This is a genomic window from Verrucomicrobiia bacterium, assembly GCA_035629175.1.
In the GTDB taxonomy this organism is placed as follows: domain Bacteria; phylum Verrucomicrobiota; class Verrucomicrobiia; order Limisphaerales; family DASXHY01; genus DASXHY01.
On the sequence record DASPIL010000103.1, the window covers coordinates 43,760 to 59,424 of the forward strand.

Here is a 15,665-nt window from a genome sequence, read left to right on the forward strand (position 1 = left end):
GTTTTATGAAGCCCATTTTTTTCAGCTGCGTCGCGGCCCTGATTTGCTCTGCCGGCGCATGCTCCGCCCAGAACATAACCGAAGCGACCCGGACCTTCACTGTGAACACGGCCATCGAGGATCCGTCCGATCCGCCGATGGTGTTTACGGCGACGGTCAGCGATTCATCCATTCTTTCGCTGACGCGCGTTGAAGTCGGGCTGCGCCTGGTGGGAGCTCCCGCAGACAACGGTTTTGCGAGCGACATTTTTCTTTCGCTCAATCTCGACCTGGGGCCTACGAGTGTCCTGCTGAATCGCGTTGGCGTCACAGATTCAAATCCGTTCGGTTTCTTCTACGACGGCTGGGACGTGACGTTTAGCGATGGCGCGCCGAATGGCGACATTCACCTGTTTGATCCAGGCACAGGCGTGTTGACGGGAACCTACGAACCCGACGGCCGGACGAATCCGATCGAAACGATGCGCACCAGCCTCTTGGACGTGTTTAATGGCCGGCCGGGCAATGGCGATTGGCGGCTAGCTGTCGCGGATTTGTCAGAAGGCGGAGAGATGCAGCTCGTGGAATGGTCGATCACCCTGTCGGGAACGGTTGTTCCGGAACCTTCATCCTTCGCGTTCGTCGCAATGGGATTCGGTCTTCTCATCGTGACCAAGATGCGGCGCTAGCACGCTGGCGCGCCTTCGTCTCCGAGCGCCGACGTGCAATCGGCTTGCCGCTTCCAGTTTTGCATTGCGCCGCTGAGTTTAGACAGGCGTGCGTCCTGTCCGAATGGGATGCAACCATCACCGTGCGCGATCGGTTCCTTCAACGTCATAAGCCGACCGAAAGTCGGCGCTCCTGCGGAGGCAAACGTGCCGTTGCGGCCGAATGTCGATCGCAGTTATCTCAGCCGCGCCAGGAACTCGTTCCGGAGGTTTTGATCCTTCTGGAAGGCGCCGTGCATCACGTTGACCTTCATCACGGAATGTGTGTCGCGCACCCCGCGAGCCATTGCGCACATGTGCTTGCCGTCGATCAACACGGCAACGCCGAGCGGTTCGACAATCTGTTCGACAAATGCCGCAATCAGATGCGCAGTCCGCTCCTGGTTCTGGAGACGTCTCGCAAAGTAGCCCGCGATCCTCGCAAGCTTGGAAAGGCCGAGAATCTTCTGGTCGGGGACATAGGCAATGGTGATGTCCATCAGGATTGGAAGAAGGTGATGCTCGCACAAACCCACTTCCTTGATGCCGTCCACGATCACCATGTCGTGGCAAACCGCAGCTTTGCACTCGGCCTTGAACATCTTCGTGAGCTGCTCGGTTCCCATGCGTGACCCTTCCGTCATTTCGATCAGGGCCTTTGCGGCGCGCAGCGGGGTTTCCCTTAACCCCTCCGATTCAACGTCCGCGCCAAGCTCCTGGAGGATTCCGCGATAGTGCTCCGCAATTTTTTCCGGATTGGGCTGTGACATATCGCATTACAGTATGGCCATTGCGCGCCAGCGCAAGGGCAGCGCACGGGTTCAATTCGAGGAAGTTGTGGGTGCCCAAGAAGATGGGCGGAACCGAGGATTTCCCTTTTCACCTGTTCGCGCGCGATTAGTCTGCACCGCGTCGCGTATGAAATTTGGCATCAATACCTATCTCTTCACTTCACCCTTCACGAACGCCAGCACGAAACTATTTCGGCAATTTCGGGAATGGGGCTTCGACTCGGTTGAGATGGCCATTGAGCATCCAAGCCACATTGATCCTGCATTCGTGCGGCGCGAACTGGATCGACACGGCCTTGCGTGCACATCGTTGTGCGCGTGCTTTGGGCCCGATCGCGACCTTCGCGGCACGCCGAGACAGCAGAAGGCGTCGGTGAAATACATCGAGGCGCTTCTCGATCACATGGTCGTGCTGGGATCCACATCGCTAATCGGCCCAGTGTATTCGTCCGTGGGACGCGCCGATGCCGTTCCAGGCCCCGAATACCGGAAGCAATGGAAAACAGTGGTGCAACATCTGAAGCACCTCGCAGCCTACGCCGAGGATCGGAATTGCCGGATTTGCGTTGAACCGTTGAATCGGTTCGAGACCGATTTCATCAATACATGCGACCAGGTCCTCGCATTGCTCAAAGCCGTCGGCAGTCCAGCCCTTAAGATCCTTCTCGACACATTTCACATGAACATTGAGGAGAAGGATCCGTGCGCCGCCATTCGCAAGGCGGGAAAACATTTGGGCCATGTGCATGCGTGCGGCAACGACCGCGGCACACCGGGCAATGATCACACGGACTGGCAAGCGATCGGCATCGCGCTCAAGGATGCCGGATACAACGACCTCATTGTCATTGAATCATTCACACCCGACGTGAAAGTCATTGCCCGCGCTGCTGCGATCTGGCGCAGGATCGAGCCGACACGCGATGAGATTGCTGTGGACGGCCTGAAGTTCTTGAAGCGCGCGTTCAAGTGATGCTGGCCGCAAACATGTTCTCGAAGTTGACCTTCAAACTTCAATTGTCTGGAGCGGCTTCCACCGCCAGTGCAGCACGATGGCTCCTTACGCTTTTCGTGTTCCTCGCGGCGCCTGCTTATTCTTCAGCGCAACCCGCCGACATCGTCATTGATGATTTTGAGGGTGACTCGTATGCGCCCTGGCGGGCGGTGGGCAGTGCCTTTGGGGCCGGGCCGGCGCGGGGAATGTTGCCCAATCAAATGCCGGTTGAAGGATTCCTCGGCAAGGGTTTCGTGAATTCCTTCCACAAAGGCGATGACTCTGTCGGAACGCTGACTTCTCCAGAGTTCAGGATCGAACGACGGTTTCTGCAGTTCCTGATTGGGGGTGGAGGTTGGCCGGGCAAGACATGCCTGAACCTGGTTGTTGACGGCAAAGTCGTGCGAAGCGCAACGGGACCGAACGTGCATTCGGGGGGCAGCGAACGCCTGGCTCCGCAGCAATTGGAGGTCGTTGAGTTCTTGGGCCGGACCGCTCGCATTCAAATTGTCGATGAGGCTGCCGGGACATGGGGGCACATTAACGTGGATCAGATTGTCCTGACAGATCGCGAGGTGCCTGCATGGCTGCCGCCTCAGGACGTGGAGCGGACGATGTTGATTGAGAAGCGCTACCTGCACTTGCCGGTAAAAAGCCGCGCTCCGACGCGCCGCGTGTCACTGATCGTCGCGGGCACAGTCGAGCGGGAATTCGACCTGGAGATTGCCGACAGCACGCCTGACTGGTGGGCATTCGTGGACATAAGCCATTTGAAAGGGAAGATGATCACTGTGCGCGCAGCGAAACTTCGGCGGGATTCCGTGGGGCTTAACGCGTTGGATCAGTCGGACGAAATCAAGGGCAGCGACAGCCTGTATGACGAGGCGCAGCGCCCGCAGTTTCACTTCACCTCGCGGCGGGGCTGGCTGAATGATCCCAACGGTCTCGTCTTCTATAAGGGCGAGTATCACCTGTTCTACCAGCATAATCCGTATGGCTGGAACTGGGGAAATATGCATTGGGGCCACGCGGTGAGCACCAACCTGGTGCATTGGCGCGAGTTGCCGATTGCGCTGCATCCCGACAAACATGGCACCATGTTTTCAGGATCGGCGGTGGTCGACTGGAACAACACGGCGGGTTTCCAAGCGGGGAACGAACCGCCACTCGTTGCAATGTTCACCGCGGCTGGCCGTCCTTTCACGCAGGGCCTTGCCTACAGCAACAACCGCGGGCGCACGTGGACCAAATACGAGAAGAACCCTGTGGTCAGGCACATTATTCGTGAGAATCGCGATCCCAAAGCATTCTGGTTTGAGCCGGAAAAAAAGTGGGTCATGGCGCTGTATCTTGATCAGAGCGATTTCGGCTTGTTCGAATCGCGCGACCTGAAGCAGTGGAGCAAGCTGAGCCAGTTGACGATTCCCGGCGATTCCGAGTGTCCCGAGTTTTTCGAAGTGGCCGTCGATGGAGATCCGAAGCAAACGCGCTGGATTTTCCACGGTGCAAACGGCCGGTACTTTGTGGGCAGCTTCGACGGCTGCCGGTTCGCTCCCGAATCGGGGCCGCACACGCTGCAACACGGCAATGCGTGGTATGCGTCGCAAACGTTCAACGACGTCCCGGGTGACCGTCGCATCCTCATTCCTTGGGCGCGGATGACCGAACGCGATGTTCCATTTCACCAGCAGATGCCCTTCAACCAAATGATGGGACTGCCTGTGGAACTCACGCTTGTTTCCACGGCCCATGGCATACGCCTGAGGGCCAATCCCGTTTCTGAGTTGGCGGTGCTGCGCGGCCGCACCCACGCGATCGAATCGGGCGCGGTTCAACCCGGCGACAATCCGCTGTCTGCTGTCACTGGCGAACTGTTCGAGCTGGTTGCCGATATCGCGCCGCGTGACGCCAGGTTGCTGACCTTCAATCTCCGCGGCGAGCACGTGACTTATGATGTTAAAAAACAGGAGCTGTCCTGTGCCCGCAGCGTGGCATCATTAAAACCGCGCAATGGCAGGATTGAATTGCGCCTGTTTGTCGATCGAACGGCAATCGACATCTTTGGCAATCAAGGCGAAGTGTACATGCCGATCGGGCGGGCTCTTCCATCCGGGAATCGGACCATCGGATTGTCGGTGGAAGGCGGCCGTGCAACCATTCACTCATTGCGCGTCTTTGAGCTGCAATCGTCATGGAAATGACGAGTCGGTGAACCGGCGAATGTGTTGAAATATCCGCACCGCCGTGCCGTGACGAGTCAACGGCGCGGCGCTGAATATTCAGATGCTGCCTCGGATGATTCGGAATGATGGCAGATTGGTGGGCCCGATGACCGGCACGTTGTTCGTGGTTGGGATCACACCAAAGGCGGCCTGGCTGAAATAGTGATGCCATTCAACCGTTGCCCCCGTGTTGGTGACAGTATGGACGGAAGTCCAGTCCAGCTGATTGGTTGAGATCTGCAATGTGGCAACGGCGCCTCGCAGCATGTTGGTTTTAAGCCAGGCATCCTGCGCAGGAACATAGGAACTTGCGCCGGGTTCGCTCGGGGCGTAAGTGCGGACATAAACCGACAGCTGACCGCGTTTGGTCGCAGCGGGGTAAGTGACTGGCGCGTTTGGCGCTTGAGTGAAGGTTCCCCACCGCAAAACATCGAATTGTGGAAAGCCGAATTGCGGGGAATCTGCGGTCTGCAGGCGGGGACCCATGCGGTTGAAGGTGATCTTCACAGGTCCGTTGATAATTCCCGGCCCGGCGCCTCCAGTATTCCCATTCGTATCCGCGCAATTCAACCACGCGCCTGTTTGTGACCGCTCGATCACGGACGCCCAGCCATTCGTTGCAATGTTATCCGCGACCGAAAAAAGAACGTCCGGACGCGTTACGCGCCGAATCGTGAGTTGTTGGCGCCTTACTCCATTTGTTACGAGAAACGTGGGATAGGAAAATGTCTGCGCGACAAAACGCGATCCTCGTTTTTTGTGCCGGACAAACCGGATTTTTTCAACACCTTCCCGGGGGGCGATCGCCGGGCCGCTGCGGCGAAGGCGTGCTCCGGGGGGCAGGGCTTCCACGTTCACGTTTGTCCTGCTGAGCAGGTAACGGAGGCCGCCGGCGTCGTCACGCGAGAGCCCGGTGAAGAACAAGCCCGGGCTCAGTTTTCCGTCGGCCACCGGTGACGCATCACCAATCGGGTTTGCCCGCAATTCGCCTGCATCCGCAAACAGTTCACCCATCCAGACGTTCCAATACACCACGCCTGTGTAGAGCACACCATTGACGGTTCGGCTCGCGCCGCGTGTTTCGGGATCGAAGTTGCGGAGCAGAATGAGGTTTTCGTAAACCGAGTTGTCCCATTGAGCTTCGTCGGCATGCTGGCCAAAGTAAGGATCCCAGCGCCGCAGCGTAAATATGTGCGAGGAAGGGGCGGCGAGGCCCATCTGTTCAAGCAGGCAGAAGAGCGTTGCGGACTTCAGGTCGAACAATCCCGCGCTGGCCGCCTGGGCATTCATGCGGCGCACGTCGAGCGCGAAGCTGTCCAGGGACACGTTTGAGGAGCGAGGCACGGCGTTCAAAGTTTGAATCGCCATCTCCACGGCGCGAACGCCTTTCTTTCCGAAATATTGAACGAACGCATCATCAAAGCCGTACGTCACAATAGGAACGTTCCAGCGATATTCCTCGTCGAGTGCCATTGGCCCCCCGATCCCGCCGTCTTCCCGGTAACCGTTGGTTTCTGTCATCCAATCCGCATGGGGACCGAGCAGGGAGAAGGCGCGCGCCTGGGTGCAGGCCAGCGCGAGGACGAGTGCAATGAGTGAGCAGTGAGTGGGGTTCATAACCGCGACCTTTTCATAGGACGAGGATAAGACCCATGGTCCCGGTAACAAGGATGGGGACTTCGGACAAGCGGCCGTATTATTCCGTATTCAAATGATACGGACATCCCGCTGCGGAATCCTCAGGGCAGAGGCGTTGAACGCGTGGGATGCTTGCGAAGGAGAGCCGAAGTGGGTGCGGATGCGATTGAATTGCCCCGAGCTGATGCGCAGCGCGGCACCTCTGCCTGGCGAGTGCAAGACGCTACTGCACAGCCGGGCGAACCCGTTCGGTCAGCAGGCGATAACCCTCTGCGCTGAAGTGGAGCTTGTCTGCGACGAACAGTTCAGGCCGTGGCTGGCCATCAGTGCCGAGCACCATGTCGTAGGTTTCGACATAACGAACCCCGTCGATCTGGTGCGCCCATTCCTTGACGAGATTATTGAACTTCTTTTCCCGAGCGGCGTTGTTCCATCGGGCAATGGTTGGGTTCCACGAGATAAACACAATTTCAACGCGAGGCAGCCGCTGGCGAACGAGGCGCACGAACTCCTTGAAATCGGCGAACACGGTTTCTGGAGATTTGCCATTGGCGAGATCGTTTCCACCACAACGCATGACGATCTTTTTCGGCTTGTAGGGAAAGATGATTCGATCCGCGTAATAGGTGCAATCGACGATCTCGCAGCCACCCACGCCACGGTTGATCGCGGGCGTATCCGGAAAATCCTGGGCGAGTGTCTTCCAGAGCCGAATTCCTGACGAGCCGACAAAGAGGACGGCATTGGCGGGCGGCGGACTCGTTCGATCCTGCGCCTCGTACGCGCGGACTTCCGGTTCCCACACGGCAAAATTGTGGTTCGTGTCTGCAGCCTGCAGCAGCGTCGGAACGATCAGCGCGAGAAGCACCAGGCGATGGGCAATGCGATTCATGTCGCTACTGTGTGATCCCGCGCGGGGTTTTCGCAATCCGATTTCGAGGTCCAGCTTGGATCCGCATTCGTGCAACCGTGATGCATTGCGAACCCGCGGCAGCTCCAGGACTCCTCGTCAAATGGAGAGCCGAAGCGGGCATGGTTCGATAGCACCATCCCTTATTCACCCCATTAATGGCAAAAAAATCGTGAGATCTTTCCCAAACTTTGCTTGCGCGGGTTTGGACGGCTGTTAAGAATTCGCGCCATCATCAAGCGACAGTCGCGTGTTAGCCTTGGCAGAATGCGCGATATGGGCGGCTCTTTTTTGCTTTCAGGAAAAGCAACAGAGGGCTTGCAAGCGCAGTGATGATGCCTGGCCCAGCGCGATGGTTCAGGAGTGGAAGCGGTGGAATGTTCGGACTGAAACGAAAATAATGTCAGCGATTTTCCCAAAATGGACCAACAGGTTGCCGTTGTACTTCATCATCGGCCTGCTGTTGGTGGGGTCTGCCGTGACGGCAGGCGTCTGGTATTACTGCACTCCGAAGTACTCGCGTGTCGGATATCAGCCGATCCAGCCGGTTCCGTTCTCCCACGCCACGCACGCGGGACAGCTCGGAATGGATTGCCGCTATTGCCATAACAACGTCGAACAATCCTGGTTTTCGAACATCCCGGCGGCCTCCACGTGCATGAACTGTCACAACCAGGTGCTGAAGGATGACCCGCGGCTTGCGCCCGTGCGGGAGAGCGCCGCGAGCGGGAAGCCGATCCCATGGGTGCAGATCCACAAGCTCCCCGACTTCGCTTACTTCAATCACTCCGTCCATGTGAATCGTGGAATCAGCTGTGTGGAATGCCATGGGCGCATCGATCAGATGGAGGAAGTTTACCATGCGAAGCCGTTTTCAATGGCTTTCTGCCTGGAATGTCATCGGCAGCCGGAAACGCGTTTGCGTCCCGTCGACAAAGTCACAGACCTTGCGTGGCAGCCGGAATCGCCCGCCAAGCAGCTGGAGTTCGGACAGCGCGCGATGAGGGATTGGAAAGTCGAATCGCTGCAAACCTGCTCAGCCTGTCACCGCTGAACCCTTTAATTTACGATTTATGATTTACGATCTTCAATCGGTGTCCCTGACGTGGCGGCGTGGAGCCGTCCTGGGTGGCAGCCTTTGAAAATCGTCATCGGCCGGCAATGAGCAAAACCATTCCCCCAGTTTGTCCTGAACCGGAAACGGGCCGTCGTTATTGGCGCAGCCTGGATCAATTGGCCGAGACGCCGGAGTTTCGCCAGTGGCTCGAACGCGAGTTCCCCCAGGGCGCCAGCGAGTTCACCGACGAGGTTTCCAGGCGGCACTTCGTCAAGATCATGTCCGCCTCGTTCCTGCTCGCCGGCCTTGGATTGGGCGCGACTGGATGCCGACGGCCTGTGGAGCGGCTTGAACCGTTCGGCAAGCAGCCCGAAGGCTACGTTCACGGCGTCCCGCAATTCTTTGCAACGGCAATGCCCACGCGCAGTGGCGCGGTTCCGCTGGTGGCAAAGTCCTACGAAGGACGCCCGATCAAGGTCGAAGGCAATCCGCTGCACCCCGACAGCAACGGCGGAACTGACCGCTGGTCGCAGGCATCGATTCTCAACCTTTACGATCCGGATCGGTCACGCCGCTTCACGAAGGGTGGAACGAACGTCGCGCCCGAAGCGGCGTTTGATTTCCTGAAGGAACTGTCTGCGAGTGCCCAGCGTAACGGAGGCCAGGGCCTCGTGTTTCTCCTGGAACGCAATACATCGCCCTCGCGCCAGCGCTTGCAGCAGGTCGTTGCCCGCAAATTCCCTCAGGCGAAATGGTTCGTCCACGAAGCCATCGACACCGACATCCATCGCCGCGCCGCATCGGAGGCTTTTGGCGCGTCGGTGAAGCCTTATTTCCACTACGACAAGGCGAAGGTCATCCTCTCGCTCGACTGCGATTTCATTGGGGCGGAAGAAGATGTTCATAACAACATCCGCAAGTTTGTGGATGGGCGCCGCATCGAAACGCCGAAGAGCGAGATGAATCGCCTCTACGTCGTCGAAGCGTTGATGACGCTGACTGGCGTCAATGCGGATCATCGGTTGCGCACGGCATCCAGCAAGGTCGGCGCGATTGCCGCGGCGATTCTCACCCAACTCAATGGCGGCCAGGCGCAGGTTCCGGCAGGTGTAAACAACTCGTGGATCACTGAATGCGCGGCCGACCTGAAGGCACACGCGGGGCGCTCGCTCGTTGTTGCCGGTTATCGGCAACCGCTCGAAGTTCACCTTCTCGCGCATGCGATCAATGCGGCCCTGAACAACATTGGCCAGACCGTGGTGCTGCACGAGACTCCTGCATTCAATGCGGGCAGCCTCGCTGAGCTGGCTCAAGCGCTGAACGCAGGCCAGATCGAAACGTTGGTGATGCTTGGCGGCAATCCCGCCTACACGGCCCCTGCGGATCTTGATTGGCTGAACGCGCAGGCGAAGGCAAAAAGCGTGGTGCGTCTCGGCTACTACGAGGACGAATCGTTCCAGATCACCAAGCGCGCCAACGATTGGCATTTTCCCGCAGCGCACTATTTGGAAAGTTGGGGCGATGTTCGCACCAGCGACGGCACGCTCGTTCCGATCCAACCGCTGATTGCGCCTTTGTTCGGCGGTGTCACTGAAATCGAAATCCTTGCGCGCATCGCGGGCGAGGAAGTGGTCAAGCCGTATGACATCGTGCGCCAGACCTTCGCTCAAGCCGGCGGATCGGCCGATGACCTCGCGTGGACTCGCTTCCTCCACGACGGTTTCCTGCAAGGGTCTGCGGCAAAGCCCGCCAGCGCGCGCGCAAACGCAGGCGCGCTTTCACAGGCTGCTTCCCGCATTCAGGCAGGCAATCCATCCAGGGACAGCCTCGAGGTGGTCTTTCATCGCGATTACAGCCTGGATGACGGGCGGTTCACGAACAACGGATGGCTCCAGGAACTTCCTGATCCCATCACAAAATTCGTTTGGGACAACGCGGTTCTCATCAGCCGCAAAACAGCCCGCGAACTTGGCGTCAAGAATTCGGATGTCGTCGAGGTGAAACTCGGCAATCGTTCCCTTCGCGGACCGATCTGGATTCAGCCTGGAATGGCTGATTACACGATCGGCCTCGCGCTCGGTTACGGCCGCGAGCTTGCCGGCCGCGTTGGCAGCAAGGTCGGATTCAACGCCTACGCGATCCGCAGTGCAACGGCCGGCGATATTGTGGTTGGGGCAACGGTTGCCAAGACTTCCGACACGTATCCGATTGCCTGCACGCAGGATCATTGGTCGATGGAAGGGCGCCCGCTGGTTCGCGAAGGCACCCTCCAGCAATACAGCGAGAATTCACATTTCGTGAAGAACATGGACGGGCACCAGCCGCCGGGCGGCAACCGTTCGTTGTATCCGAATCCTTTCGACAAGGATAAGGAACGCGCGCATCACCAGTGGGGTATGGCAATCGACCTTGGCGCGTGCGTCGGCTGCGCCACCTGCACGATCGCGTGCCAGAGCGAGAACAACATCCCGATCGTTGGCAAGGACCTGGTTTCTCGCGGCCGCGAAATGCACTGGCTCCGCATCGACCGTTATTATGCGGGCCCGGCGGCGATGCATCGTTGGGAGTCGATGTTCACCGCAGACACTTACAAGAACGAAGACCAGCAGCAGTTCGAGGAATGGATTGACGATCCGCAGGTGGTGACGCAGCCGATGCTTTGCCAGCATTGCGAATCGGCGCCGTGCGAGAACGTTTGTCCCGTCAACGCGACCGTGCACGACCAGGAAGGCCTGAACGTGATGGTTTACAACCGTTGCGTCGGCACGCGTTATTGCTCGAACAACTGCCCGTATAAGGTTCGCCGCTTCAATTATCTCGATTACAACAAGCGCCCGCTGAAGGACCTGAAGGGGCCGTTCTATCCGCCGTCGTTTGCGAATGGAGCGTTTTCAAAGTGGGTCAAGGATCCGACCGATCCGACAGCAGGCATGCGCGAAGAGGACGAATGGGATCTCATCAAGATGATGAAGAATCCGGACGTCACGGTCCGCATGCGCGGAGTGATGGAGAAGTGCACGTTCTGCGTTCAGCGCATCGAAGGTGCGAAGATCGCGCAGAAGGTCAAAGCTGGAGCTTCAGGCGATGTCATCGTTCCTGACGGCACCTTCACGACAGCGTGCGCCCAGGCTTGCCCTGCGGGAGCCATTGTATTTGGCGACATCAACGACGCGAACAGCAAGGTTTCAAAACTGAAGGCGCAGGAGCGGAATTATTCCGTATTGGACTTCCTGCTGACGAAGCCGCGGACGACCTATCTGGCGCGCTTGCGCAACCCGAATCCGCGCATGCCCGATTACGCCGATCCCGCGACGGAATACCCGTTGAGCCTGGATGAGTACAAGATGAGAAATGGAGACCCGTTTGGACATCATGGCGAACATGGCGCAGCGGAAGCCGGAACAGGCGCCAGTGTTGAGAAAGGACATCACTAATGTCTGCCAAGGTGAATAACGCTGCGTTGCCGACGGTTCCCGCGGAGCTCGCGCGAATTCCTCTGGTTCAGAACCAGCGCGACATTGGCTGGATTTCTGATCGGGTGGTATCCATCACTGAAGGCCGGCCCCCGCTCTGGTGGTGGGCCTGTTTCATCCCGAGCGTGCTCTGCCTGGGAATGCTTGGCTTCATGCTGGCTTACCAGATCACGACCGGCGTTGGCGTCTGGGGAAACATGCACCCGGTCATGTGGGGCTGGGACATCATCAATTTCGTCTGGTGGATCGGTATCGGCCATGCAGGAACGTTGATTTCAGCGATTCTCTTCCTGTTGCGGCAGCGCTGGCGCACGGCGGTGAACCGCGCCGCCGAAGCCATGACGATCTTTGCCGTCATGTGCGCCGGCATTTATCCGGCACTGCACGTGGGCCGCGTTTGGTTCGACTGGTGGCTGTTCCCAATCCCGAACTCGAACGGCCCGATCTGGCCGCAGTTTCGTTCGCCCCTCATGTGGGATGTGTTCGCGGTTTCGACCTACTTCACCGTATCCGTGTTGTTCTGGTACATGGGATTGATCCCCGACCTCGCGGTAATGCGCGATCGCGCGACGAGCAAGATTCGCCAGTTCCTTTACGGACTGTTCTCGCTCGGCTGGACGGGATCGAATCGCCACTGGAGCAACTACGAAAAAGCCTATTTGCTGCTCGCGGGCCTCTCGACACCCCTCGTGTTGTCCGTGCACTCGATCGTGTCATTGGACTTTTCCGTGTCGCAGTTGCCTGGCTGGCACACGACGATTTTCCCGCCCTACTTCGTGGCAGGCGCGATCTTTTCAGGATTCGGCATGGTTCTGACGCTGTTGATTCCGCTGCGCAAGTTGTGCCACCTCGAGGACATCATCACGATGCGGCACATCGACATCATGTGCAAAGTGACGCTCGCGACTGGCTCAATTGTCGGTTACGCCTACGCGATGGAGTTCTTCATTGCCTGGTACAGCGGCAGTGCGGCAGAGCAGTTCCACTTCATGAACCGCGCGCTCGGCCCTTATCAATGGGGCTGGATTCCGATGATCGCATGCAACGTCATCATCCCGCAATTATTCTGGTTCAAATGGTTCAGGCAGAACCTGATTGCCGTGTTCATCCTTTCAATCATCGTCAACGTGGGAATGTGGTTCGAGCGATTCGTGATCATCGTGATCGGCTTGCATCGTGATTTCCTGCCGAGCAGCTGGGGATACTTCCGTCCGACGTGGGTCGACATCTGCACGTATCTGGGAACGTTCGGCTTGTTCTTCACCATGTTCCTGCTGTTCATGCGTTTCCTGCCGATGATCGCGATTTCCGAGGTGAAGGGCGTGACGCCGCAGTCGGATCCGCATCATCCCATGGGTGGAGCCAAGCATGAGGAAAGAATTCCTGAGTCTGAAGGAGGTTTGACGCCATGATTACCGCCAGACCGTACGGTATCATTGCCGAGTTCACGAATCCCGCGGCGATCATGCACGCGGCCGAGAAAGTCCGCGACGCAGGGTTCTCGCGCTGGGATGTTTACACGCCATTTCCCGTGCATGGAATGGACCGTGCGATGGGATTGAAGAATTCGAAGGTCGGATGGTTCTCCTTTCTCGGAGGGGTGGCCGGTTACACCACCGGAATGCTGATGATCTGGTGGATGAACGCGGTGGACTATCCTCTGGTCGTCGGCGGCAAGCCGATGTTCAGCCCGTTCGCGGCGTTTCCGCCGTCCTACGAACTCACGATTCTGTTCGGCGCGTTTGGCGCGTTGGGTGGCATGCTGTTCTTGAATCGCCTGCCGCGGTTGCATCATCCGCTTCTCAAGAATCGCCGTTTTGCCAAGGTGACTCACGATCGCTACTTCCTCGTGATTGAGACGAGTGATCCGAAATATTCCGAAACCGGCACGGTGAAGCTGTTGAAGGATGCCGGCAGCAATCACATTGAGGTGGTGGAGGAGTAATGCGCTATTTCCTTTTAATCTTTGGTATCACAGTGGTCGCAATCATGGCGATCGCGGGCCGTCGATTTGATGACGGCGGCGCCATGTCGCGCAAACCGCCGCTGTATATTTTTCCCGACATGGACCGCCAGCTGAAGCTGCGTCCGCAGGAACCCAACGCGTTCTTCGCCAATGGCCGCAGTTCCCAGCTGCCCGTTCCAGGAACCGTCGCCCAGGTGAAACCGAAAATGGTTTCGGGGCAGCCTGTGTTTCCGTTCGAAGACGTTCCCGTGAACACGGGGCACATCGCTGGAACCACCAATTTTGTTGAAGTCAATCCACTGCCGATCAACGCGGAACTCCTCAAGCGCGGCCGGCAGCGCTTTGCCATTTCGTGCGCACCCTGCCATGGTGCAACCGCGGATGGAAATGGAATCACCAAGAAGATTGGTGCGATGGCGGTTGTTGCAAATCTGCACGACCGGCGAATTGTGGAAATGACCGACGGGGAGCTGTTCCATGTCATCACCCATGGCCGCAACCTGATGGGGCCGTATGGACCAACAGTTCCGACGGAAGATCGCTGGGCGATCATAGCGTATCTGCGCGCGCTGCAGTTGAGCCGGTTGGGAACGATCGACGACGTGCCGCAGGAGCTGCGGGGCACTTTGACTAGGTAAACTATGAGTTCGCATTCCAAATCTGCCAAACAGACGCCGTTCGATCTTTCGCGCTGGCGGAATGTGCCGGCGTTATTGATGTTCGGCGGCGGCGCGGTGACGCTGATCGGCGCGCTCGTGAGTTTCCTGGTGCTGAAGGACGGAGGAAAGAACTTCGCGTTTTCCTGGCTGGTCGCCTACATGTTCTGTCTCAGCATTTGCCTTGGCGCACTGTTCCTCGTGCTGGTCCATCATTTATTTGATGCAGGCTGGTCTGTTCCCATCCGCCGGTTTAACGAGCATATCGCTTCGATGTTGTTTCCCTGGATGGCGATTCTCTGGATTCCCATCGCCCTGTTCTCAAAGCACCTTTACGCCTGGATGACGAAGAACCCGGAAATGGATCACGCGCTTCATGCCAAGGAGCCGCTGTTCACAATTCCTGGATTTTACATTGTTTCGGCTGTTTGCTTTTTGATCTGGTGGGTTCTCACCCGCGGCTTGCGTTCGTGGTCCTTGAAGCAGGACGACGTTGGCGGAGCGATTCCCACCCACAAAATGCGCGGCTATTCCTATTGGGGCATCTTCGCCTTCGCCGTCACGCTCACGCTGGCCGCCGTGATGTGGATGAAGGGCATGCAGCACGAGTGGTTCTCGACCATGTATGGCGTCGTGTATTTCGCAGGCAGTGTGTGGATGACCCTCGGTTTGGTTTACATCATCACGGCGTTGCTCGACCGGCAGGGAATCCTGACCGACGTGCTGCATGAGCATCAGTATTATTTCATCGGCTCGCTGATGTTTGCGTTCACGGTGTTCTACGCCTACATCCATTTCGCGCAATACTTCATCATCTGGAACGGCAACATTCCGGAGGAGACCTTCTGGTATTTGATTCGCGAGAAAGGAACCTGGTTTTTCGTCGGGATGATTATCATCTTCGGTCATTTCTTCATGCCTTTCCTCGCCTTGCTGCGGATTGACCTGAAGAACGTGTTTCCATATATCGCGGCAATTGCTGGCTGGAACTGGCTGATGCATTACTTCGACATGGCGTTCCAGATCAAGCCTGTGCTCTATACGGAAGGATATCCCCTGCGCTGGCTGTGGCTGGATATCGGCATCCTGGCGTTCATGGTGGGATTGCTGGCCAAGGTGTTCATCGCCAAATTCGCGAGCGCCGCTCCGTTCCCGACAAAGGATCCCCGTTTGATCGAAGCGATGGGACATTATCATCCTGTCCCGACACAGATTTCCGGCGGCGAGCTGGATGAGTGCGATGACGGGCCGCAACCCGGACACGCGAAGTAA

General features: G+C 57.8%; 12 protein-coding genes. 9 read left to right on the forward strand and 3 right to left on the reverse strand.

Going from position 1 to position 15,665, the window contains the following annotated elements; genetic code table 11:
* Positions 1 to 5 precede the first annotated feature (5 nt).
* Positions 6 to 668, forward strand: a complete 663-nt coding sequence (locus VEH04_18670; GenBank protein HYG24796.1) for a hypothetical protein — start codon at positions 6 to 8, stop codon at positions 666 to 668.
* A gap of 215 nt (positions 669 to 883) precedes the next feature.
* On the opposite strand, the gene folE is transcribed toward VEH04_18670, so the two are convergent.
* Positions 884 to 1,456 carry a GTP cyclohydrolase I FolE gene (gene folE / locus VEH04_18675; GenBank protein HYG24797.1) on the reverse strand — a complete coding sequence of 191 codons (573 nt, stop codon included), beginning with the start codon at positions 1,454 to 1,456 and terminating at the stop codon, positions 884 to 886.
* A 148-nt stretch (positions 1,457 to 1,604) separates the two neighbouring features.
* Between folE and VEH04_18680 the strand changes: the two genes are divergently transcribed.
* Positions 1,605 to 2,450: a sugar phosphate isomerase/epimerase gene (locus VEH04_18680; GenBank protein ID HYG24798.1), complete on the forward strand. Its 846-nt coding sequence runs from the start codon at positions 1,605 to 1,607 to the stop codon at positions 2,448 to 2,450.
* A gap of 14 nt (positions 2,451 to 2,464) precedes the next feature.
* Complete coding sequence (locus VEH04_18685) at positions 2,465 to 4,672, forward strand: GH32 C-terminal domain-containing protein (protein ID HYG24799.1); 2,208 nt, start codon at positions 2,465 to 2,467, stop codon at positions 4,670 to 4,672.
* 78 nt (positions 4,673 to 4,750) lie between these two features.
* On the opposite strand, the gene VEH04_18690 is transcribed toward VEH04_18685, so the two are convergent.
* Together VEH04_18690 and VEH04_18695 are read right to left on the reverse strand one after the other, a co-directional pair.
* Positions 4,751 to 6,310: a hypothetical protein gene (locus VEH04_18690; GenBank protein ID HYG24800.1), complete on the reverse strand. Its 1,560-nt coding sequence runs from the start codon at positions 6,308 to 6,310 to the stop codon at positions 4,751 to 4,753.
* A 244-nt stretch (positions 6,311 to 6,554) separates the two neighbouring features.
* Positions 6,555 to 7,223 carry a GDSL-type esterase/lipase family protein gene (locus tag VEH04_18695; GenBank protein HYG24801.1) on the reverse strand — a complete coding sequence of 223 codons (669 nt, stop codon included), beginning with the start codon at positions 7,221 to 7,223 and terminating at the stop codon, positions 6,555 to 6,557.
* Between the two features lie 418 nt (positions 7,224 to 7,641).
* Between VEH04_18695 and VEH04_18700 the strand changes: the two genes are divergently transcribed.
* The 6 genes from VEH04_18700 (at position 7,642) to VEH04_18725 (ending at position 15,665) form a co-directional block, all read left to right on the forward strand.
* Positions 7,642 to 8,295: a cytochrome c3 family protein gene (locus VEH04_18700; protein HYG24802.1), complete on the forward strand. Its 654-nt coding sequence runs from the start codon at positions 7,642 to 7,644 to the stop codon at positions 8,293 to 8,295.
* A 107-nt stretch (positions 8,296 to 8,402) separates the two neighbouring features.
* Positions 8,403 to 11,732 carry a TAT-variant-translocated molybdopterin oxidoreductase gene (locus VEH04_18705; protein ID HYG24803.1) on the forward strand — a complete coding sequence of 1,110 codons (3,330 nt, stop codon included), beginning with the start codon at positions 8,403 to 8,405 and terminating at the stop codon, positions 11,730 to 11,732.
* Positions 11,732 to 13,183: an NrfD/PsrC family molybdoenzyme membrane anchor subunit gene (nrfD, locus tag VEH04_18710; protein ID HYG24804.1), complete on the forward strand. Its 1,452-nt coding sequence runs from the start codon at positions 11,732 to 11,734 to the stop codon at positions 13,181 to 13,183. The genes VEH04_18705 and nrfD overlap by 1 nt, the downstream gene beginning before the upstream one ends.
* Entirely contained in the window at positions 13,180 to 13,716 is a 537-nt protein-coding gene (locus VEH04_18715; GenBank protein ID HYG24805.1) for a DUF3341 domain-containing protein, read from the forward strand. The genes nrfD and VEH04_18715 overlap by 4 nt, the downstream gene beginning before the upstream one ends.
* Complete coding sequence (locus VEH04_18720) at positions 13,716 to 14,375, forward strand: cytochrome c (protein ID HYG24806.1); 660 nt, start codon at positions 13,716 to 13,718, stop codon at positions 14,373 to 14,375. Before VEH04_18715 ends, VEH04_18720 begins: the two co-directional genes overlap by 1 nt.
* 3 nt (positions 14,376 to 14,378) lie before the next feature.
* On the forward strand, positions 14,379 to 15,665 hold the full coding sequence (locus VEH04_18725) for a hypothetical protein (GenBank protein ID HYG24807.1): 1,287 nt from the start codon (positions 14,379 to 14,381) through the stop codon (positions 15,663 to 15,665).

Bases quoted from the DNA above. Each gene is read 5' to 3' on its own strand.
- VEH04_18670 (HYG24796.1), top strand. From the start codon at position 6: ATGAAGCCCATTTTTTTCAGCTGCGTCGCGGCCCTGATTTGCTCTGCC.
- folE (HYG24797.1), bottom strand. From the start codon at position 1,456: ATGTCACAGCCCAATCCGGAAAAAATTGCGGAGCACTATCGCGGAATC.
- VEH04_18680 (HYG24798.1), top strand. From the start codon at position 1,605: ATGAAATTTGGCATCAATACCTATCTCTTCACTTCACCCTTCACGAAC.
- VEH04_18685 (HYG24799.1), top strand. From the start codon at position 2,465: ATGTTCTCGAAGTTGACCTTCAAACTTCAATTGTCTGGAGCGGCTTCC.
- VEH04_18690 (HYG24800.1), bottom strand. From the start codon at position 6,310: ATGAACCCCACTCACTGCTCACTCATTGCACTCGTCCTCGCGCTGGCC.
- VEH04_18695 (HYG24801.1), bottom strand. From the start codon at position 7,223: ATGAATCGCATTGCCCATCGCCTGGTGCTTCTCGCGCTGATCGTTCCG.
- VEH04_18700 (HYG24802.1), top strand. From the start codon at position 7,642: ATGTCAGCGATTTTCCCAAAATGGACCAACAGGTTGCCGTTGTACTTC.
- VEH04_18705 (HYG24803.1), top strand. From the start codon at position 8,403: ATGAGCAAAACCATTCCCCCAGTTTGTCCTGAACCGGAAACGGGCCGT.
- nrfD (HYG24804.1), top strand. From the start codon at position 11,732: ATGTCTGCCAAGGTGAATAACGCTGCGTTGCCGACGGTTCCCGCGGAG.
- VEH04_18715 (HYG24805.1), top strand. From the start codon at position 13,180: ATGATTACCGCCAGACCGTACGGTATCATTGCCGAGTTCACGAATCCC.
- VEH04_18720 (HYG24806.1), top strand. From the start codon at position 13,716: ATGCGCTATTTCCTTTTAATCTTTGGTATCACAGTGGTCGCAATCATG.
- VEH04_18725 (HYG24807.1), top strand. From the start codon at position 14,379: ATGAGTTCGCATTCCAAATCTGCCAAACAGACGCCGTTCGATCTTTCG.